This window comes from Actinacidiphila acididurans, assembly GCF_016918855.1.
Lineage (GTDB): Bacteria > Actinomycetota > Actinomycetes > Streptomycetales > Streptomycetaceae > Actinacidiphila > Actinacidiphila acididurans.
Window position 1 is genome coordinate 56,759 of the sequence record NZ_JADKYB010000003.1, and the last position, 20,485, is coordinate 77,243.

The window sequence follows — 20,485 nt, forward strand, 5'->3', positions numbered from 1 at the left end:
CGTTCCAGCGCGCGCCGTACTGGTTGATCCCGTCGATCAGCCAGGCCTCCTGCTCGTTGCCGAGGCGCGAGATCACCGGGTCGTTGTCCGCGGTGCGGTACTGGCGGCTGTCCAGCATGTCGATCTGGCGCAGGTCGCCCACGGGGAACCGCCAGCAGACCTTCATCGACGAACCCGTCGGCTTGGCGAGCCTGGTCGGCATGCTCTCCCACCACGCCTGGTACGTAAAGCCGGCCCGGGTGCGCTGCGATGCCGTCGCGATGCCGCCCTTGTAGTCGTTGGTGACCTTGTGATCGGGTCCAGTGGCTTCAAGGCCAGGCGGGTCCACAGGACGACGGAGGTCGAGTCGGGATCACCCATTCAGGACTCAACGCCCCTCGACGAGGAGGGACCCCGTGAACGTAGCCACGCCCGACCCGGCCGTCGCTCATCAGTCCCAGGCGTTGAAGAGCACTCCGCCCAGCGTGGTGATGCCGTGGCGACGAACTTCGCGCCACTCGCTTGGGGTCAGGACCGAGGTGTCGAGGTCCGAGAGAGGCGTGGTGAGCTGCGCCCGGCTGAGCACGAGGAACCCCAGGTGGGCGAATGCGCCGGCCCACTGTGGTGGTGCGAGGAACTCTTCGGTGTACCAGTCCCGGCGCTCCTGGGCGAATGCGATCCAGGGGTGATAGGCGTGACAAAGGATGATGTGCTCGCCCGTGTCATCGATGACCGTCGCGGTATGGAATGTGCGAGGGTAGCGCTGTTTCTCGCACTCACCCACCTTGCCTCCGGCGGCACGGGCGGCTGCGTACAGCGCGGAGCGCAGGGTTCGAAGATCGGTCTCGGGCAGCGGCCCGTCCTCCGGGCGGAAGAAGCCCGACGCTCCCCGCGGAAGGGTGAAGCCCGCGTCCTCGTCGTTGACCATGTGCTCATCTTGCCCATGACTTCTGGCGGGTGCTGAGCTGCGGCGCTGTGCCGTGCGGCGTGGCTTTGTTCCGGCGAACGCTCAAACCCGTGCCCGTAGGCCGCGGCCGCGACGCGGAGTCATCGCAACGGCTCGGTGGCGTGTGCCGGAACCGGGTCCGCGCTCGGGGGTGCGAGGAAGTCGAGGAGCAGGCGGAGGGCCGAGTCCGAGGGGGAGCCGGCTTCGGCGCTGTACATGAGAATCCACTGGCCGGAGTCGTCGGGCATGTGCAGGGATTCGAAGGACAGGTCGAGCGGGCCGACCAGGGGGTGGTGGAAGGACTTGGTGCCGCAGACGCAGTTGTGCACCGGGTGGCGCTGCCAGAGCGTGGCGAACTCGGGGCTCTTCAAGAGCAGTTCACCGATGAGCTCGGCGAACCGCCGGTCGTCGGAGTAGCGCCCGGCCATGAGCCGCAGGGAGGACACCGCGCGCTTGGCCTCCTCCTCCCAGCGCGGGTAGAGCTCGCGCGTGTGCGGGTCGAGGAACAGCAGGCGTTGCAGGTTGGGACGGTCGCAGTGGCTGTCCGGAGCCGCGAAGTCGAGGTGGCCGGCGATCAGGGCGTGGCCCGCGGGGTTCCAGGCGAGGATGTCGCTGCGCCGGTCGAGGACGATCGCGGGGACCGTGCCCATCGCGCCGATCAGCTGCCTGGTACCGGGCCTGGCGCAGGCCGGGCGTTCCGGCGGGCGCCGCCCGGTACGGGAGGGCCGCGCGAGGTTTCGCAGGTGGGCATGCTCGTCGTCGCTCAGTTGCAGGGCGTGCGCCAGCGCGTCCAGTACCGCCGCCGAGGCGTTGTTGCTCTGCCCCTGCTCCAGCCGGGTGTAGTACGCCGCGCTCACCCCGGCCAGCCGCGCGAGCTCCTCGCGGCGCAGCCCCGGAACGCGGCGCCGTGCCCCGTACGACACCAGTCCGACGTCCTCGGGCCGCAGCCGCGCCCGGCGGGTGCGCAGGAATTCACCGAGTCCCATGGGTGCGTCCATACCGATCAGTATCGCGCCGGGCAACCGGGCGCGCGGGAGCCGATCCTCCCCCTGCCCGTGGTAGGAACGGCGGTCCTACGCACGCGATGCGTACGTAACAAAAGGGACTGGCTGCGTTTCCCGGGCCTTCGCAGACTCTCGCTCAGCGTGATGGCCGAAGGCGAGAGGGAGTTCAGACGATGTCGACAGTGAACGACGTGTCAGCGGCAAGGCCGCCGGCCCCACCGGAGCGACTCACCCGGCGCCTCGGGCTGGTCCTCGCGGTGCTGCTCGTCTCGCAGTTCATGCTTGCCGTGGACTTCTCGATCCTGAACGTCGCGCTCCCGGTCATCGGCAAGGGGCTCGGCTTCTCGTTGGGCAACCTCCAGTGGATCGGCACCGCGTTCGCGCTCGCCGCCGCCGGGTGCACCCTGCTGTTCGGCCGGATCGCCGACATCGTCGGCCGGCGGCGGCTGTTCCTGGCCGGGCTGGCCGTCCTGGGCGCGGCCTCACTGGTCGGCGGGCTGGCGGTCAACCCCGAGATGCTGATCGCCGCCCGGGTCGCGCAGGGCCTGGCCACGGCCGCCGTGACCCCCGCCGGCCTGTCGCTGCTGACGTCGTCCTTCCCCGAGGGGCCGCTGCGGGAAAAGGCGCTCGGGCTGAACGGCGCGCTGATGTCCGCCGGCTTCACCACCGGCGCCGTGCTCGGCGGAGTACTGACCGAACTGATCGGCTGGCGCTGGTCGTTCTTCATCAACGTGCCGGTGGCGCTGGCCGTATTGATCGTCGCCCCCACGGTGATCGCCGAGAGCCGCGGCGACCACCGCGCCCGGCTCGACGTACCGGGCGCTCTGACCGTGACCATCGGCCTGCTGTCCCTCGTCTACGGTCTGACCAGGGCGGGCGAGCACGGCTTCGGTGACTCCTGGGCGCTGATCGGTCTGATCGTGGGAGCGGTGCTGCTGGTGGCGTTCTACGTCGTGGAGAAGGGCTCGCCGCAACCGCTCGTGCCGGTACGGATCCTGCGCCGCCGCACGGTCGTCTTCGGCAACCTGGCCGGGCTGCTGGCCTTTGTCACCGAGACTTCCCTGGTCTTCCTGATGACCCTCTACCTCCAGAAGGTGCTGGGTTTCTCCGCGCTCGCCGCCGGCCTGTCCTTCGGCGTCCTGGGCCTTGGCACCGTCGCCGGCGGTGTCGCCGCGTCCCGGGTGATCGGGCGGATCGGCGCCACACCCACCCTGGTGGCCGGCGGGCTGGTTCAGGCTGCGGCCACGGCGGCGCTGGTCGGCCTCGGCGACAGCCGGAGCTGGATGTGGCTGCTGCTGACCGCCACCTTCGTCGGCGGCGTCGGCAACATGCTGGTGATCGTCGGCTTCATGGTGACCGCCACCTCCGGCCTGCCCGACACCGAGCAGGGCATGGCCACCGGCATCGCCACCATGAGCCAGCAGGTCGGCATCACCATGGGCACGCCGATCATGAGCGCCGTCGTCACCGCGCACGTCGGCACATCGACCGACCAGCACGTGATTCTCGACGGCATCAGCACCGCCGTCCTGGTCAACGCGGCCCTCGTGCTCGCCGGCGCGGTCCTGGCCGCCCTCTTCCTACGGACGGGGAAGCGCGCCTCCGCCGAGGCCGGCGAGGGCTCGTAGCGCTACGTACGGGGGACAGGCCGACCGGATCTGCGTATCGGCGTGCCAAGAATTTCGTCGACCGACGCTTCCACAAGGCTGAGGAATTCCTGCCCGAAGAGACACAGGGAGAACTCCCAAGGATGCCCGAAGCTACCGGTGCGGAAATCCTCGGAAAGATAGATGTAGTAATCGCCGTCGGGGTACGGGCTCAGCGGCCATTGTGCCTGCTCGGGGCCTCCGACCAGGTGCGGAGAGAATCGGTACGAGGCATGGTGCCAGTCGAGCGCGAACAAACCGCCCTGCGGAGGAACGCAGACCGCCCTCAGCCCTTGCTCGACCACTTCGACCAGTCTGTCGAGCAGTTCGTAGTCCGGGTCGTCGTCCAACGCCCCCAGGCTCCAGGTGACCGAGGCGTCCGGTTCCTTGATCGCCGGCCACATCGCCGAGTTCATACTGGGACGAAAGCCGAATTCCGCGTAGAAGCGGTCCCACACCCGTCGGTACTCGGCCTCGGAGAGTTCGACCACGGGCTGGTCCGTCATATGGGAGAGCGTATCGATCCGGCTCGAGGAACGCGCCGCCTTTCTCGAGAAGCACGACTCCTCCTTCGTGGAGTAAGCGCCCTTCGGTTTCCCGGCGCCCGGGTGACCCCCGCTGTGCCCGTTCCCGCTCGTGAGGGCCGGGCATGGCGGCGGGGGCCCCGACGCGGCGGCTTGTAGCATGAGCGCTCCGGATCTGGAGGACACCATGCACGCCGAGGACGACGCGGGCTCCCTCGACCGGGCGACGAGGGATTTCATCGCGGTACGTCCCCGGCTCTTCGGCATCGCCTACCGCGTGCTCGGCAGCGCCGCGGAAGCCGAGGACATCGTCCAGGACGCGTGGCTGCGGTGGCAGCGGACCGACCGCGCCGTCGTCAACGATCCGGCGGCCTTCCTGGCCACCGTGACCACGCGTCTGGCGATCAACTTCGCCCAGTCCGCCAGGGTGCGGCGCGAGTCGTACGTCGGGCCCTGGCTTCCCGAGCCGGTCGACACCAGCGCGGATCCGCAACTCGGCGCGGAGCGCGCGGAGGTCCTCGACCTGGCCGTGCTCTTCCTCCTGGAGAAGCTGAACCCGGTGGAACGCGCGGCCTACGTGCTGCGGGAGGCCTTCGACTACCCGTACCAGCGGATCGCGGAGATCCTGGAGACGAGCGAGGCCAACACGCGCCAGTTGGTCAGCCGCGCCAGGAAGCACCTGGCGGTGGAGCGCAGGGAGCCGGTCAGCGCCACGGCTCACCGGCGCCTGATGGAGGTGTTCCTCGCCGCGGCGCAGTCCGGCGATCTGGCGGTGCTCGAGGACGTCCTCACCGAGGACGTGGTCAGCTGGACGGACGGCGACGGGGTGCGCGGCGCGTCCAGGATCCCGGTCGTCGGACTGTCGCACGTCTCCAAGTACCTCGCCGCCTTCGCCCCGCGCTTCTGGCCGCCCACGCGGACCCGCTGGGTCGAGGCCAACGGCGGGCCGGCCGTCCTCGTATCGGTCGAGGGCGAGCCGGTCGCGCTGCTGTCCCTCGACGTGTCGCCGCGAGGCATCGAACGCATTCTGTGGGTCATGAATCCGGCCAAGCTGGCTCCTTACGTGGCGTCGCTGGACGACTGAGGCACGTCGGCCCGGCCACTGGTCCGGCGGGCGGTACGACCGGGTACTCCGGACCGGTGTGACGGGTACTCCGCACCGGTGCAGCGGCCGTATCCCCGTCGGCGGTTCCGGGGTTGTCCCGGCAGGAGCGGCTGCCCGGTCGGTCGGGTGATCTGCCCGACAGGACATGCCGCCTGCGAGACCCGGGATGAGGACTTCTGTGAACACCTTCGTGATCGTCCGTGGCGGTCTGGCCGCCGGCAAGGCGGCCGAAGCGCTGCGGCAGCACGGCCACAGCGGCCCGCTCGTCATCATCGGCGACGAGCGCGAGAAGCCGTACGAACGGCCGCCGCTCTCGAAGGGCTACATGCTCGGCGCGGAAGAACGTGATGCGATCTTCGTGCACCCCGACGACTGGTACCGGGAACACGACGTCGAACTGCTGCTGGGCACGCGCGCCCGGGCGCTCGACCCGCGGGCGCGGACGGTGGAACTGGCGGACGGCCGTGGGATCCCTTACGCCAAGCTGCTCCTGGCCACCGGCTCGTCCCCGCGCCGTCTGACCGTCCCCGGCGCCGACCTGGACAACGTCCTGTACCTGCGCCGGGTCGAGGACAGCGAGCGGCTCAAGTCCGTCTTCACGGCAGGGCCAGGATCGTCGTGATCGGTGGCGGGTGGATCGGCCTCGAGACCGCCGCCGCGGCCCGGACGGCCGGCGCCGAGGTGACCCTGCTCCAGCGCTCCGGGCTGCCGCTGCTGAAGGTGCTCGGGCCCGAGGCGGCCGAGGTGTTCGCCGCGCTGCACGCCGATCACGGCGTGGATCTGCTGCCCGACGTGGAGGTGGAATCCCTCACCGGGACCGCCGGCCGGGTCGACGGGGTACGGCTGGCCGACGGTAGCGGGGCGGCCGCGGACCGTATCCGGGCCGGGTCTGGACCTTGTCGGCGGAGTCCGGAGCATCCAGGTCGGCGACCTCGTCCGGGTGGGAGTCGAAACGCCCGTGCTCGGGCCGGGCGCCCGCTCGCAGTCGAATGACAGAAGAGGCTCCGGCACGGGTCGGGACAAGCTGAGCGGGTCGGTCGGCGGAGGCCGGACGGACGAACAGGGTCCGGCCAATCGGGTGAGGAGCACAGCATGCACCGGACTGTGGCGGACCACATGGTCGCCGCTCTCAGGGAATCGGGAATCCGGCGGGTCTACGGACTGCCGGGCGATTCGCTGAACGGTTTCACGGACGCCCTGCGGCGGGACGGCGGCATCGCCTGGCAGCACGTACGGCATGAAGAGGCGGCGGCGTTCGCGGCGGCCGGCGAGGCCGGCCTGACCGGGGAACTTGCCGTGTGCGCTGCCAGTTGCGGCCCCGGCAACCTGCACTTGATCAACGGACTGTTCGACGCGAACAAGAGCCGGGTCCCTGTGCTGGCCATCGCCGCGCACATCCCGCGCGCGGAAATCGGCGGCGGCTATTTCCAGGAGACCCACCCGCAGGACCTGTTCGCCGAGTGCAGTGTCTACAGCGAGCTGGTCAGCGTTCCCGAACAGTTGCCGCGCGTACTGGAGATCGCGATGCGCACGGCCGTCGAGCGCCGCGGGGTCGCGGTGGTCGTCGTGCCCGGGGAGATCTTCCTCCACCCGGCCGGGGACGACGACCGGGTGCACGTGGTGCGTGCCGCGGAGTCGGTGGTCCGGCCCTCCGACAGCGCGCTCGTGGCGGCGGCCGAGATCCTCAACGGCGCCTCCCGGGTGACGATTCTGGCCGGCGCGGGCTGCCAGGGCGCGCACGACCAGGTGGTAGCCCTCGCCGGGCAGCTCAAGGCACCGGTCGTACACGCGCTGCGCGGCAAGGAGTACCTGGAGTACGACAACCCGTACACGGTCGGGCTGACCGGCCTGCTGGGCTTCAGCTCGGGCTACCGGGCCATGGAGCACTGCGACGCGCTGCTCATGCTGGGCACCGATTTCCCCTACCGCCAGTTCTATCCCGAGGGTGTCCCGGTGATCCAGGTGGACATACGGGGCGAGAACATCGGGCGCCGCACCCCCGTCGACGTGCCCCTGGTCGGGACCGTCCGCGACACCGTGGCGGCCCTGTCACCGCTGCTGAAGGCGAAGACCGACACCGACCACCTGGATACGATGACCGCCCACTACGCACGGGCGCGCCGCAGGCTTGACGCGCTGGCTTCGCCGGGCCACGACCGCGGTCCGCTGCACCCGCAGTTCGTGGTGGCGAAGATGGACGAAATCGCGGCGCAGGACGCGGTCTTCTGCGTCGACGTCGGCGGTCCGACCGTATGGGCGAGCCGCTACCTGACGATGAACGGCAAGCGGCGGATCCTCGGCTCGTACAACCACGGCACGATGGCCAACGCGCTGCCGCAGGCCCTCGGGGCACAGGCGTCCCACCCGGGCCGTCAGGTGGTGACCCTCTCGGGCGACGGCGGCCTGGCCATGCTGCTGGGCGAGCTGCTCACGCTCCGGCAGCAGGAACTCCCGGTCAAGGTGGTCGTCCTGAACAACGGGGCCCTGTCCTTCGTGGAGCTGGAAATGAAGGCCGCCGGCATCGTGAACTACGGCACGGAGCTGATCAACCCCGACTTCGCCGGAATGGCGCGCTCGGCCGGCCTGCACGGGGAACGGGTGGAGCGGCCGTCCGAACTCGAACGGGCCCTGCGGGCGGCCTTCGCGCACGACGGCCCCGCACTGGTGGACGTCCAAGTGGCTCGGCACGAACTGTCGATGCCGCCCAAACTGGAACTGGCGCAGATCAAGGGGTTCACCCTGTACGCCACTCGTACCATCCTGTCCGGCCGCGGCGACGAGATCGTCGAACTGGCCCGGACGAACCTGCGGGACCTGCGGACGGAGTAGTGCGAGTCGCGCGTGAAGCACCGGCCCGGCGCGTGCGGGGGATGGCAGCATGCGCCGGGCCGGGACAGGGGCACGCGATCTGCGGGAGGCCACGCCGTGGTGGTCGACATGGTGTGCGCCGGCCGTCACCATGCCGCGTCCGTCGGGCTGGGCTCGGCTGGCGAGTCCCGGTGCTGTCGCCGCGCACCCCGTGTCCGCGGCGGCCACACCCGGGCGACCGAGGCGGCAAGGGCCACGACTTGCTCGTCCACTTCGCCGGCCGGCGCCGGGGCGCCGGAGCCGTAGGGGCCGGCCCACGGGACGCGGCCGCGCACCGCCTCCGACAGCGTCCGGAGCCTGGCCGCCGCCCCGGGAAGACGGCTCGCGTCGTCCGTGCCGGCCACCCGGGTACCCGCGGTCACCACCGCCAGGGCCCCGTCCACCACGTCGGACCACAGCAGCCGCCTCGCTCGGACTGCGGGAGGTTCGTACGGGCCGTGCCCGGTGACCGTCCGCAGGTCGGCGAGTTCGGCGTACACCCGCGCTCGCGCACGACCCGTGTCGCCGACTGCGGGGTCCAGGACCGACGCGAGCGTGGTGAGCAGCCGGGCGATACGGGTCCTGGAGGGGGGTCGCCATGTGCCCGGCCACAGGACGTACCCGAAGACGAGCACCACGCAACCGCCCAGCAGCGTGTTGACGATGCGCTCGACGACACCGGCGCCGCCGACCGGTCCGCCGAAGTGCAGCACGATCAGCACGATCGGCGTGATGAGGATCGCGAACAGCCCGTAGTTGCGCCGCACCGTGTAGGGAATGCCGCAGGCGAGGAGCCCCATGGCCACCAGTTGGCCGACGTGCGACGTCGCGCGGACGAGCAGCACGGCAGGCAGCGCGCCGATCAGGGTGCCGGCGATGCGCTGCAGTGTCCGGGCCAGGACCGCCTGGAAGTCCGGCTTGAGGCAGATGGCCACCGTGATGAGCACCCAGTAGCTGTGCGCGACGGGATCCGCCTGGCGCACGAGCTCCGCCGCGGTCATGCACAGCGCGACACGCACCGTGTACGCGCGGGTCGACGCGCTCGTGAGCGCGTCGACTATGCGGCGGCTGGACCGGGCCCGCCACTGGCCGGCCCGGTCGTGCGGTGGGGCCGCGGCCGCGGCGAGCAGCAGCGTGCGGGCCCGGCGTACAAGGCGCTCCGCCGCCGGGTCCGCCGGGTCCGCCGGGTCCGCCGGGAGGGCCGGCGCGCGCCGGGCGGCGATCGCGGCGGCGACCTCGTCCACTTCGCCGGCGAACGCCGTGCGCACGCGCGGGTCGGCCCGCTGGACGGCCGCCGCCGCTGCCGTGGCCACCTCGGGCAGTCGGCTCGTGATGCCGAACAGGGCCTCGAGTTCGCCTCGCAGGGCGGGACGGACGGGGGTGGCGAGCGCCACGAGGTCGTCGGTCGCCGCGATCGCCGTCTGCGCGGCGAGCAGCCCCGGCTCCCCGCCGCGTACCGCGTCGGCGAGCGCGGACACGGCCCCGGCGACCTCCGTCCGGTACCGGCGCGACGTGCGCTCCACCGCGCCCTGCACCAGGACACCGAGCAGCACCCAGGCGACCGCGCCCACGTACCAGGCGAGCAGCACCGGCCGGGCCACGCCGGGGGACAGGCCCCCGGCGACCGACATCTGGACGAGCAACTGCATGCCTGCGAAGGACAGCGTCGGGTGAACGGAACTGACGACGCCCGAGACGCAGGCGAAGCCGGCGACGACGAGCAACGGCGCGACGCCGGTACCGGCGGTGTGCGGGCCCAGCAGCATGGCGACGACTCCACCGCCGGCCGCCAGACTGATCCGCGTCACCCGCTGGCCGGTGGTACCGCTGCGCTCGGCGAGGATCCCCAGGAGCGCGCCGAGCGTGCCGAACAGACCGGCGGCCACCTGCCCGGTCGCGAGCCCGAGCGCCATCGGTCCCGGCAGGAACAGCCCCGAGCGGAGCACGTCGGGCCAAGGCGGCTTCGCGGGCCTGAGCGCGGTCACCCGGCCGAGCCAGTTCCGCCGGACCCGGTGGGAACCCCGGACAACCAGCACGATCCCTCCCTCCGCCGAGAGCCGGCAGCCGTCCTCAGCGGGTGACCACGACCTTGCCCACGGTCCGGCCGGACTCCACCGCCCGGTGGGCCTCGCGCAGCCCGGCGGCGCTGAAATCCTCGATGACGGTGGTCGCGGTGGTGCGGACACGCTTGTCGTCGACGAGTCCGGCGACCGTGCCGAGCAGCTTCTTCTGCGCGTCCATGTCGGGCGTGCCGAACATCGGGCGGGTGAACATCAGCTCCCAGTGCCAGGCGATGCTCTTGGGCTTCAGCGGGACCAGGTCCAGGTCCCGCGGCTCGTCGATCGCCGTGATGTGGCCGAAGGGCCGCAGCAGGGTCGCGTACGCGTCGATGTTGCCGCGTGAGTGGGGGCTGAAGATGTACTCCACACCCTCGGGCGCCTGCTCCTGGGTTGTCGTGACCAGGTCGTGGTGGTTCACCACCGCGTCGGCGCCCAGGTCACGGACCCAGGCCGAGGACTCCGGACGGCTCGCCGACGCCAGCACGCGAACGCCCGTGAGTTCCTTGGCGAGCTGGATCATGATCGAGCCGACGCCGCCGGCGCCCCCCATCACCAGCAGGGTGCCCCGCGACTGCGCCGTGAGCCGGAAGCGCTCGAACAGCGACTCCCAGGCCGTGATGGTGGTCAGCGGAAGGGCCGCGGCCTCGGCGTACGACAGCGACGCCGGCTTGAGCGCCACGATGCGCTCATCCACCGCGTGCAGCTCCGCGTTGCTGCCGGCGCGGGTGATGTCACCGGCGTACCAGACCTCGTCGCCGACCGCGAGGGTACTGACCTCGGCGCCGACGGCCTCGACGACGCCCGCCGCGTCGAAGCCGAGGACGCGGGGATCGCGGGAGGCGGGCAGGCTCGCTCTGAGCTTGACGTCCGCCGGATTGACCGACACCGCCCGCACGCGTACGAGCACGTCACGGGGACGCAGCCGCGGCACCGGTACCACGACGTCCTGCAGGCTCCCCGGACTGTCCACCGGAAGCCCCCGGTACGAACCGACTGCCTCCATCGTCTGCGCGGCCATGAGGCGCTCCTTCTGCACGGTGCCCTGCTGTTTCGAGGTCTTCCCCAGCCTCGGACGGGGCGGTGGGCGTCGGCATCTGTCATATGACTCGACCGGCGGGGCATACCCGCACACGTGCCACCGCTGGAAAAGACGGCACCGCTGGAAAAGCGGCCGGTGCGGGTACTCCCGATAAAGTGCCCGCACCCTGGACGCCGCTACGAGCGGCCGCCGGGAACAGACGCCACGAGCGGCCGCTCAGCACATCCCTTACGAATGGGCCGTCGCGGTCGGCGTGTTGTAGCCGGCGACCCGGAGCACCGGGTCCCCGCTCATCGCGTGCTCGGGCCAGGAGACGGTGAGCCGGCGGGACTCGCCGGGCAGCAGCCACAGGTAGTTGTCGCCGTACACGGTCGGCAGGACCCGGTTGCCCCGCTGGTCGAGCAGGGAGAGCCGGACCATAGCCGCGATCGCGGAGCCGGTGTTGCGGACGGTGGTGGTGAACTGCCGCCGGCCGTCGGAGGCGGTGACCCGGCCGATACTCGCCGTGACCCGGGTCTGCCGGGCGGTGTTGAGTGCCTTCATGGCGGCCGGGGTGCGGTAGCGCCAGTAGGTGTTCTCCGACAGCGTCCGGCCACTGCTGTCGCCCAGCGTGAGGCGCAGCAGGTGGAAGTCGGGCAGGCTCGCGCCGAAGTCCGCGGTGAAGGACGCCACGGCGGTGGAGGGTGCCAGGTCGGCGGACGCCGTTTTGGCGGCGCCGAGCTGGCTGCCGTTCAGGTCGTACGTCCGCGCGGTGATCGTCGCGCCCTTGATCGCGTTCGGGGTGTGGTTGACCGCGGTGACCTTCCACGTGGTGGGGTCGGCCTGGACGTGCAGCGGTTCGCAAGCCTTGCGGGAGCCGTAGTAGAGGCCGTTGACGTCGAAGTCGTAGTCGTAGGTCTGCCACACGGTGCTGTGCCAGGCGGGGTGCGACATCCAGAGCATGAGGCCGCTGGCGTCGTTCCACAGGTTGGCGTTCCACGCCTCGAACATGGACCGGGAGTTCTCGTAGTTGACGAACTGCGCCTTCACGGCGAGGTCGTCGAGATCCTGGACCGTGTCCAGGCGGGCCTCGATGGCGGCGACGTAGCTCTGCGGCTGCTGGTTCCCGTGCTCGCTCCAGTCGTGGTAGTACCAGGGACCGCCGACGGGCCACTCGGGCTCGTCGCCCACCATGTCGCGGGTGCTCTCGGCGGTCGAGACGACCGGCATGCCGATCTCGGTGTGGAAGCCGAAGCTGTGGCTGCCGTACGAGCCGGGGTCGTAATAGGCCGTCGGCTCGACCCAGTTGTAGGGGCCGCCGCCGTTGATGATCCCGCCGGCGGAGTTGTTCTGGTAGAGGATGTCCGGGTCCTCGGACTGCACCGCAGCCCGCATGCCGTCGTCGATCGCCTGCGGCGGGTTGCCCTCGTTGGCGCCGCACCAGATCACGATGCTCGGGTGGATGCGGTAGCGGAGCACCGTGTCGCGGGCGATCGTGTTGAAGGCGTCGTGGTCCGGCGGGTCCATGCCCCAGGCGTTGGGGAAGTCGTTCCAGATCAGCAGCCCGTACCTGTCCGCGGCGGCGAAGAACTCCTCACGGTCGCTGGAGCCGACCCAGTTGCGGATCATGGTGAAGTTCATGTCGCGGTGCATGCGCATCGCGGCGTCCATCCGCTCGGCCGGCATCCGGCGCAGCAGCTCGTCCCAGCCCCAGTTGCCGCCGCGGGCGAAGACCCGTACGCCGTTGACGCTGATCTTCAGCGGCTCCGGCGCGTTGCTCACCGTCTTCAGATCGGTCCAGGTGCTGCCGTCGCCGGAGGACTGGATCGCGTACGTCTTGGGGTACGCCGCCTCCCACAGCACGGCGACCTGGTCGAAGGTCTGCGCCGAGCCGAGGTCCACCTGGATCCACTGGTTGTCCAGGTACTGGCTGGACCAGCGGGAGTTGCCGTTGCCGTCGGTGGCGTTGACCGCCGGGTACGACGGGTCCTCGGTGGAGGCGGTGACCGCCTTGTGCAGCGCGAGGTCGGTGCCCGGATTCGAGCTGTCCAGGACGGACAGCGTCCACAGCGAGTTGCCCCAGTCGGTGTTGCGCAGTCCGCAGGACAGCCGCACGTACCGTGCGGTCGTCACCGGGACCGACTCGACGCGCAGGCTGGCGTCGCCGCCGTTGAACGGCAGCGGCAGGGCCGTGTTGTCGACCGCCTTGGCGTCCGTCCAGGTCGACCCGTCGGTGGAGACCTGCACCGTGTACGTCCGGGCGTACGCCTGCTCCCAGGCGAGGTCGACCCGGTCGAAGGACTTCACCGAGCCGAGGTCCACCTCGATCCACTGGCCGTCCGCGTACGCCGACGACCAGCGGGTGTTCGCGTTGCCGTCGGTGACCGCGGACGGGTCGGTCCCGTCGGCGACCGTGGAGGAGGTGGCGGTCCCGTGCAGGGCCAGGTCCTGGTCCGGGTGCGCGGAGTCAAGCACCGCCACCGTCCACAGCGAGAAGCCCCAACCAGTCGCGCGCGTCTGGCAGTTGACGCGTACGTAGCGGGCCTGCCGGGCGCCGACGTCGACGGACTGCGTGTAGGCGTCGCCGGAGGCGACGAACGGCAGGGTGATCTTGTAGTCGTAACCGAACTCGCGGATGCCGAACCGGGTGGTGCGGTGGTCGCTGGTGCGGCCGTCGACGACCGCCGTCAGCGCCAGGTCGTGCAGGGCCGGGTCGCCGTAGCCGTTGGGCCACCACAGCTCCGGGTCGCGGACCGTGAGCTGGGCGTAGTCGTCCGGCGTGAAAACCACGTCGGTGCTCTGCCCGGCCTCGACGGTGACGGTCCGGCTGACCGTCACCCGGTCGAACTCAGCGGTCACGGTGACCGCGTGATCGGCGCTGTCGGCGTTGCGGACCGGCACCAGGATCGTGAGTCGAGCGGTGGAGGTGTCGGGCAGATTCGGCAGCTCGGTGTCCACCCGCGGGTCGCCGATCACCGCGTGACCGGTGGAGCGCAGCCGCACGTGGTTCCAGATGCCGCTCACCCGGTCACGCACGGCCGGCATCCAGTCCCAGCCCGAAACAGCGAGGTACGTAGGTGAGTTGAGGTTCATCTGGCCCGCGCCGGCATCGACCCAGGACTCGCCCGCGGGGCCCTTGTCACCTGGGCTGCCCGGGAGCGGCATGGGGGTGATCTTCACAGCCAGCGCCTGGGTGCCGGTGCCGAGCAGCGCCGTCACGTCGTAGGCGGCACGGGCGAACGGGTACGTCATCGTGCCGGCCTGCTTGCCGTTGAGCCAGATGTCGGCCCGGTGGTTGATGCCGTCGAACTCCAGCCAGACGTGCCGGCCGCCGGCGATGTCCAGGCCGGCTGGCAGCTCGAAATCCCTCTTGTACCACCAGGAGTGGCGGGAGAGGGCCTCGGGCACGTGCAGGTTGTTGAAGCCGGCCACCGGGTCGGGCAGCTTGCCCTGGTCCACCAGCGAGGCCAGTACGGTGCCGGGCACGGTGGCCGGCAGCCAGGTGCTGGTGTCCACGCCCGGCTTCGACAGGTCGGCGCCCTCGCCGCCCGCCCAGTCGTCCATCGTCAGCGTCCAGCCGGACTCCAGCGGCACAGTGCCGTCCGCGGCGGTCGTCAGCGGGGGCGCGACACGGGTGTGGCGGCCCCAGTCGGTCCAGCCGGTCGCGGCGGGGCGGTCGCCGCCGGGGGTGCCGTACACCTCGAAGCCGTTGAGGCCGAGTGGGTTGCCGGTCGACCGCTTGGTTGCGGTCATCCGCACCCAGCGGGCGGTCACCGGGGCGCTCGGCGCGATGTCGACCGCCCCGCCCGTTCCGGACGTCGTTCGGTACACGCTCGACCAGGACCGGTTGTCGAGGGAGGTCTCCACCACGAACTCGGTCGCGTAGCTGGACAGGATCTCCTGGCCGGTGGTGCCGTCGGACCAGTTGCCGGACGTCGCCGGGATGAAGACCGGGTCGCCCGCGGCGGCTTCGAAGGTCAGCCGGACCGAGGTCACCCGGCAGACCCCCTGCAGGTCCACCGAGATCCACTGCGGGTCGCCGTCGCCGGCCCGCCACCCGGAGCCCTTGACACCCGGGGAGCTCAGCCGGTCGACGACGAACTCGGCCGCGGTGGCCGCGTAGGCCGTCGACGACACCTGGACCGGACGGTAGATGGCGAGTTCACCCGCCGTGGTCGCCGCGGGCGTGCCGGTCGGCTCGGACGCGCGGGCCGCGCCGGGCAGCACGGCGCCCAGGCCGAATCCGGCCAGCAGCGTGGAGCCCGCCGTCACGACGGAGCGCCGGGACGGTCGGGGCGGTTGTTCGGACGTGCTTGTCATGCTGGAGTCCCCTCACACGAACATAGGGAAAGGAAAGAGAAGACAACGTTGTCAACCAACGCTGGCAGCCGCCACTGTCAGGGCGTTGACCGGCTCGATGTTCCCGGCGGTGTCGACGGCCCGGTAGCTGATGCCAGTGCTGTCCTTGCCGATCCGTACGGGTCCTGTGGCGGTCTGCCAGGGGCCGGTGCCCAGACGGTATCGGATGGTGGCGACGCCTGACGTACTGTCCGCGGCGCGCAGGGTCACCGTGCGCCGGGCCGGGTCGAGGGACGCGTTGGAGACCGGCGCCGTCGCGTCGATGCGTACGGTCCGCCGGTCGGGCCGCGACGTCGCGCCGGCGGAGTCGATGGCCCGGACCACCACGTCGTGGAGGCCGTCCGCGGTGATCCTGATCCCGCCCCGGTAGGGGGTCCAGGCGCCGCCGTCCAACTGGTACTCGAGGCGCGGGGCGCGGTCCACCGCGTCCGCGGCCACCGCGGTGACGGTGACGGTGACGGGACCGGTGTACCAGCCGTCGGCCCCGGTGGGGAAGGGCGGCCTGACCTGGGTGGTGACCGTCGGCCCGGTGGCGTCGACGCGCACGGTGAGCGTCGAGGGGGCGGAGGTGTTTCCGTTTTGGTCGATGCCCCGGGCGGCCACCGTGTGGGTGCCGTCCCGGGTCACGGACACGCTGCCGGAGTTGCTGTGGGCGCGAGTCCAGGGACCGTCGTCCACCTTGGTCTCCACGACGGGTGCCGGGTCGGCGTTGTCGTAGGTGGTCGCGGTGACGGTGACGGGTCCGGTGTACCAGCCGCCGGTCCCGGACGGCTGCTGCGGGTCGGTTCTCAGGGTCACCGTGGGGGCGAGGGTGTCGGAGGTCGTCACCGCGGAGGCCACCGAAGCGTACGAACCGCGGTCGGCGGATCCGTTGGTGCCGGTGACCGTCTCCACCAGGGTGTGGGTGCGGGTGGGGTCGAGCCCGCCGAAGGCGGCCATGGCCCTGGGGGTACGGCTCGGGGCGGTGGAGAAGTCGACCAGCTTGGCGGGGCCGCCGTCGACGGCGAGGGAGGCGATGCCGTTGAGGGAGTTGGGGAAGGCGTAGAGCGTCACGCCGCTGCCCTTGAAGGAGAGCGTGGCGGTGGCGCCCTTCTGGCTGGAGTACGCGTTGCCGTCGCTGGTGCCCCAGGCGCCCGGGGGTTCGAAGTCCCACTCGCCGGTGCCCGTGCCGGTGTGCGTGTACAGCACGGTGCCGGCGCCGTCGCGCGGCACGTCGAGCGCGGGCTTGGCGGCCGTGGAGAACGTCACCGTGGCGCCGGCGGGCAGGGTGTAGGCGAAGGAGCCGCTGCCGTTCCACGCCGTGGTGAAGGTTCGGTCCCGGCCGCTGTTGTTGGAAGCCACCAGGGCCTCGCTGCCGTCGGGATTGCGGAAGGCCGTCGCGGAGATCGCCGAGGAATCGGCGGCGGTCACCCCGACATGGGTCGCCCCGGGGTCAGCGAACCGGGAGAACTGGCCCATCTGGAAGAACCCGAGATTGTAGGTGACCGTGCCGTCCGGGTTGGCCGTGACCAGGCCGTCGCAGTTGGTGCAGCCCGCGCCCATCTTGGGGCCGCCGCCCGGGTTGAGGGCGAGGTTCCAGGTGTCGACGCCGCTGACGCCGGCGTTGATCGAGTCGATGATGAGCTGGCTGGTGGTCATCGGGGCGATGCCGGGCGGCGGCGAGCACTCGGTGAGGTAGGAGCGCTTGGGGTGGTCGGCCGCGACCTTGGCGATGTCGCCGATGTTGCCGCCGTAGCAGTGGTACGCCAGTGCGTACAGGTCCTGGTCGGTCTGCGGGTCGGAGACCAGCGATTCCTCGTAGCCGACGCTGGGGTTGTCGTCCGCTCCGAGGATCTTCGTGTCCAGCCCGGCATTGTGCAGCGCGGGGGACAGGTACTGCGCGACGAGCTTGCTTTCCTGGGCCGCCGACAGGTTCATGCCGGGGTAGCCATTGGGCGTGACCGAGGGCTCGTTCTGCGGGGTGATGCCCCACACGTTGACCCCCGCCGCCGCGTACGCGCGCAGGAACGCCACGTAGTAGTGGGCCAGGGCCGGGTAGCCGGCCGGGGTCAGGGTGCCGGCGTCGCCGTCCACCGGGATCATCGAGCCGGTGGTCTTCATCCAGGCCGGCGGGCTCCAGGTGTTGGTGTACAGCTTCATCGCCGGGTTGAGCGCCTGGGCCTGCTTGACGACCGGGATGACGTACCGCTCGTCGTGGGCGATCGAGAAGTGTGCGAGCGTGGGGTCGGGCACGCCGTCGTTGTCGTCGTAACTGTACGCCGCCGCGTTGTCCGGCGGGCTGGCCGAGTAGTCCGAGGCTCCCATGGGTTCGCGCATGAAGGACAGGCCGATGCCGTCCTGCCGGCTGAACAGGGCGCGCATGGCGCTCTCCCGCCGACCGGCGGGCAGGCCCGCGAGCAGGTAGTCCGAACTGTCGGTGAAAGCGGCACCGAAGCCGTCGACGCTCTGCAGTGACTTCGTGTCGTCGAGCGTCACGTCCGGGTGCGCGGCCGGTGCGCCGAGGGTGATGTCGGGCTGCGGCGCCATCGCGCTGCTCAGGTCCGCCGTGGTCAGGGTGACGTGCAGCACGGGCGGCTGCGTGTCGGCCCTGGCGGCCTGCGGACCGAGCAGCGCGGCCCCCAGAACCACCGCCCCGAGCATCGCGGCGGCGCGTGCGCGGCGCGGCCTTCCGCCGGACACGGCGGGCCCACTGCGGATCAAGGATTCCAGACCCATGTCTCCATCGATTCTGTGAGATCTGACAGAAGGGAAAGCAGGGAGAAAACGGGCTGCGCAGCGCCGCTCGCCCAACCGCCGCTGTCCCTGCCGCGGTTGGGCGCACACGGACAATCGTCCGATCGTCGGCCGCAGTCAAGGAGGAGGGCCTGGAGCACCCGGCCGTTTATGTTTCAATCCGGAGGAAATAAAGGCTTTTTCGCTGGACTTCCCTGTGTCATTCGGCTGAAACTCCGTCAATTGCACGGCGTGCCAGGCATAGCGGCCCTGGTTCCACCGCACAGTGGCGAAGCGGCGCGGGCAAGAACTCGGCAGGGACAGGCAAGAACATCCGGCCGGTCGGTCGACCGCCGGCCGCCCTGTCGCGCCCGCGCCGCGGCGCCGGGACGACAGGGCGGCTGAGGGCGTCAGGCCCCGTGCGCGAGGTACTTGCGGACCGCCTTCTCGTCCCAGGCCACCCCCGTACCCGGCTTGTCGGTCGCCGTCACCGTGCCGTCCACGGGCAGGCACGGCTCGTCCAGGACCGGGTGCGCCCAGTCGACCCACTCCAGCCAGTGCGCCGTCGGGGTCACCCGCAGCAGGTGCGCCGCGATCTCCGGGTACAGGTGGCTCGAGAGCTGGGTGCCCGCGGCGGCCGCCAGCCCTGAGGCCTGCAGCCATCCCGACACGCCGCCGATCCTCATCAGGTCCGCCATGGCGTACGGGACTGCCCCGCTGCGCAGGAAGGTGAACAGGTCCCGCGGCCCGTAGTAGTTCTCGCCGAACTGCAAGGGAGTGCGGATCTTGCCGGCGAGGCGGGAGTACCCCTCCACGTTGTCGTACGCGATCGGCTCCTCGAACCAGTAGAGTCCCTGCTCGTCGAGCTCGTGGCAGCGCCGGACCGCGTCGCCGAAGCCCAGGGCCTGGTTGAAGTCCACCATCAGGTCGATGTCGGGGCCGACGGCGTCCCGGACCGCCCGCACGGCGTCGAGGTCGTGGCGGACGTCGGGGTTCCCGAGCCGCAGTTTCATGGCGCGGAAACCGCCCTCGTCCCGCAGTTCCCGGGCCTCCTTGCCCAGCGTGTCGATGCCGTGCCGCCACAGGCCGTTGCTGTTGTACGACGGCACGGGGCCGATGGTGCCGCCGAGCAGCCGGGCCAGCGGCAGCCCCGCGGTCTTGGCCAGCGCGTCCCACAGGGCCATGTCGAGGGCCGACCGGGTGATCATGGACACGCCCGCCACACCGACGACGTTCAGTGACCGGCCGAACTGCGCGAAGGCGTCAGCCGGCGCGAGGGGCTTGTCGCTCCACACCTCCCCGAGGTCGCGGAGTTCCGCGGCGATCGCCGGCATGGCGGCGGCCCGGTAGGGGGCGATGTAGCTGCTGCCGGTCACGCCGTCGCTGGTCTCGACGTCGACCAGGACCAGGGGCCATTGGTCGAATCGTCCGATGCCCGCGATGACCGGGCGGCGCAGCGGCACCACGACGGTCCGGCTGCGTACCGCTCGCAGCGTGGGTTGTTGGGTCAGGACAGGATGTACGGCCGTCATCTTCGCTCGATTCCTTGAATCCGCCTGTGTCGTGAGGCGGTCGGAGGGGCCGGGCGCCCGGGACACCGTCCGCGCCGTTCCGGGCGCGCGTGACGAGCGCGAATGCTCTTCCGGCTCAGCCGCCCACTCGTGCAGAGTGCGTCCGGGCGGGCGGCGCCGACATCGGTCATTCGACTGCCGCCGGCCGTTGCGGCCGAAGGGCCCGGGCAATCGATCGAAGTCCGGCCTGCCGGGGGTGCGGGTGGGTGCGCTCCGGCGCCTGCGACGGCCGAGGCAAGAACTGTGCACGTCCGGTCAAGTCGCCGCGATCCCGCGGTTCTAGCATCGAATGGCGCGGACCCGCTTCCCCATGCGGAGAGCGGTGTGCGGTGTTCTTCGGCTACCGAAAGGAATGGTCGCAATGCCTTTTGTCAACGTCAAACTCGTGGAAGGCGTCTTCTCGGAGGAGGAGAAGCACGCCATGGCCGCGGCACTCACCGATGTGATGGTCCAATTCGAGGGATCCGAGGCCTTTCGCGAGGTGGTCTGGGTCCTGATCGAGGAACTGCACACGGACGGCTGGCACATCGGGGGCCGCCCCTTCCGCGGACCCCGGTCCCTCGGCGAAGTCCTCACCAATTCCAAGGTTGTGATCGAGACGGTCGACGGCAAGCCGACGACCAGGGCCGAGTGGGCCGAGGCCGCGCCGGTGAAGGAGCCGGGCGCTTGACGGGCTCCCTTCGGGACGGCACAACGCACGGTGCGGTGCGCGTC

The 20,485-nt window shown here is 70.9% G+C and carries 12 protein-coding genes and 2 pseudogenes; 5 read left to right on the forward strand and 9 right to left on the reverse strand.

The features are described from left to right. Positions 1-25: 25 nt before the first annotated feature. From ITX44_RS42950 to ITX44_RS05845, 3 genes and pseudogenes are all read right to left on the reverse strand, one after another. A pseudogene (locus ITX44_RS42950) lies at positions 26-328 on the reverse strand (alkaline phosphatase D family protein); the annotation flags it as partial. A gap of 102 nt (positions 329-430) precedes the next feature. Then, the gene (locus ITX44_RS05840) at positions 431-907 is read right to left on the reverse strand and encodes a hypothetical protein (RefSeq protein WP_205355954.1); all 477 of its coding nucleotides are present in this window, start codon (positions 905-907) and stop codon (positions 431-433) included. Positions 908-1,026: 119 nt separating this feature from the next. Beyond that, entirely contained in the window at positions 1,027-1,923 is an 897-nt protein-coding gene (locus tag ITX44_RS05845) for a helix-turn-helix transcriptional regulator (protein WP_205355955.1), read from the reverse strand. A gap of 179 nt (positions 1,924-2,102) precedes the next feature. On the opposite strand from ITX44_RS05845, the gene ITX44_RS05850 reads away from it, so the two are divergent. Next, the gene (locus ITX44_RS05850; protein ID WP_205355956.1) at positions 2,103-3,557 is read left to right on the forward strand and encodes an MFS transporter; all 1,455 of its coding nucleotides are present in this window, start codon (positions 2,103-2,105) and stop codon (positions 3,555-3,557) included. Between the two features lie 2 nt (positions 3,558-3,559). Here ITX44_RS05850 and ITX44_RS05855 read toward each other — a convergent pair whose 3' ends face one another. Beyond that, positions 3,560-4,081 (reverse strand): DUF2716 domain-containing protein, encoded by a 522-nt coding sequence (locus ITX44_RS05855; protein WP_205355957.1) that lies wholly within the window; start codon positions 4,079-4,081, stop codon positions 3,560-3,562. Positions 4,082-4,286: 205 nt separating this feature from the next. On the opposite strand from ITX44_RS05855, the gene ITX44_RS05860 reads away from it, so the two are divergent. The 3 genes and pseudogenes from ITX44_RS05860 (at position 4,287) to poxB (ending at position 8,033) form a co-directional block, all read left to right on the forward strand. Continuing rightward, a complete protein-coding gene (locus ITX44_RS05860; RefSeq protein WP_205356284.1) occupies positions 4,287-5,183 on the forward strand; it encodes an RNA polymerase sigma-70 factor in 897 nt (298 codons plus the stop codon). A 187-nt stretch (positions 5,184-5,370) separates the two neighbouring features. Continuing rightward, positions 5,371-6,170: pseudogene (locus ITX44_RS05865) on the forward strand (NAD(P)/FAD-dependent oxidoreductase); the annotation flags it as partial. A gap of 126 nt (positions 6,171-6,296) precedes the next feature. Next, entirely contained in the window at positions 6,297-8,033 is a 1,737-nt protein-coding gene (poxB, locus tag ITX44_RS05870) for a ubiquinone-dependent pyruvate dehydrogenase (RefSeq protein WP_205355958.1), read from the forward strand. A gap of 125 nt (positions 8,034-8,158) precedes the next feature. Here poxB and ITX44_RS05875 read toward each other — a convergent pair whose 3' ends face one another. From ITX44_RS05875 to ITX44_RS05895, 5 genes are all read right to left on the reverse strand, one after another. After that, the gene (locus tag ITX44_RS05875; protein WP_205355959.1) at positions 8,159-10,087 is read right to left on the reverse strand and encodes an FUSC family protein; all 1,929 of its coding nucleotides are present in this window, start codon (positions 10,085-10,087) and stop codon (positions 8,159-8,161) included. A gap of 34 nt (positions 10,088-10,121) precedes the next feature. Further along, positions 10,122-11,129 (reverse strand): zinc-binding alcohol dehydrogenase family protein, encoded by a 1,008-nt coding sequence (locus ITX44_RS05880; RefSeq protein WP_205355960.1) that lies wholly within the window; start codon positions 11,127-11,129, stop codon positions 10,122-10,124. A 249-nt stretch (positions 11,130-11,378) separates the two neighbouring features. Beyond that, complete coding sequence (locus tag ITX44_RS05885) at positions 11,379-15,449, reverse strand: discoidin domain-containing protein (protein WP_205355961.1); 4,071 nt, start codon at positions 15,447-15,449, stop codon at positions 11,379-11,381. A gap of 51 nt (positions 15,450-15,500) precedes the next feature. Next, positions 15,501-18,116: an OmpL47-type beta-barrel domain-containing protein gene (locus tag ITX44_RS05890; protein WP_205355962.1), complete on the reverse strand. Its 2,616-nt coding sequence runs from the start codon at positions 18,114-18,116 to the stop codon at positions 15,501-15,503. Between the two features lie 494 nt (positions 18,117-18,610). Continuing rightward, entirely contained in the window at positions 18,611-19,732 is a 1,122-nt protein-coding gene (locus ITX44_RS05895) for an enolase C-terminal domain-like protein (protein ID WP_205355963.1), read from the reverse strand. 400 nt (positions 19,733-20,132) lie between these two features. Between ITX44_RS05895 and ITX44_RS05900 the strand changes: the two genes are divergently transcribed. Beyond that, positions 20,133-20,441 carry a tautomerase family protein gene (locus tag ITX44_RS05900; RefSeq protein WP_205355964.1) on the forward strand — a complete coding sequence of 103 codons (309 nt, stop codon included), beginning with the start codon at positions 20,133-20,135 and terminating at the stop codon, positions 20,439-20,441. Positions 20,442-20,485: the final 44 nt, after the last annotated feature.

What these genes read in the sequence shown, in the direction of transcription:
- ITX44_RS05840 (WP_205355954.1), bottom strand. Translation starts at nt 907, where the DNA reads ATGGTCAACGACGAGGACGCGGGCTTCACCCTTCCGCGGGGAGCGTCG.
- ITX44_RS05845 (WP_205355955.1), bottom strand. Translation starts at nt 1,923, where the DNA reads ATGGACGCACCCATGGGACTCGGTGAATTCCTGCGCACCCGCCGGGCG.
- ITX44_RS05850 (WP_205355956.1), top strand. Translation starts at nt 2,103, where the DNA reads ATGTCGACAGTGAACGACGTGTCAGCGGCAAGGCCGCCGGCCCCACCG.
- ITX44_RS05855 (WP_205355957.1), bottom strand. Translation starts at nt 4,081, where the DNA reads ATGACGGACCAGCCCGTGGTCGAACTCTCCGAGGCCGAGTACCGACGG.
- ITX44_RS05860 (WP_205356284.1), top strand. Translation starts at nt 4,287, where the DNA reads ATGCACGCCGAGGACGACGCGGGCTCCCTCGACCGGGCGACGAGGGAT.
- poxB (WP_205355958.1), top strand. Translation starts at nt 6,297, where the DNA reads ATGCACCGGACTGTGGCGGACCACATGGTCGCCGCTCTCAGGGAATCG.
- ITX44_RS05880 (WP_205355960.1), bottom strand. Translation starts at nt 11,129, where the DNA reads ATGGCCGCGCAGACGATGGAGGCAGTCGGTTCGTACCGGGGGCTTCCG.
- ITX44_RS05885 (WP_205355961.1), bottom strand. Translation starts at nt 15,449, where the DNA reads ATGACAAGCACGTCCGAACAACCGCCCCGACCGTCCCGGCGCTCCGTC.
- ITX44_RS05895 (WP_205355963.1), bottom strand. Translation starts at nt 19,732, where the DNA reads ATGACGGCCGTACATCCTGTCCTGACCCAACAACCCACGCTGCGAGCG.
- ITX44_RS05900 (WP_205355964.1), top strand. Translation starts at nt 20,133, where the DNA reads ATGCCTTTTGTCAACGTCAAACTCGTGGAAGGCGTCTTCTCGGAGGAG.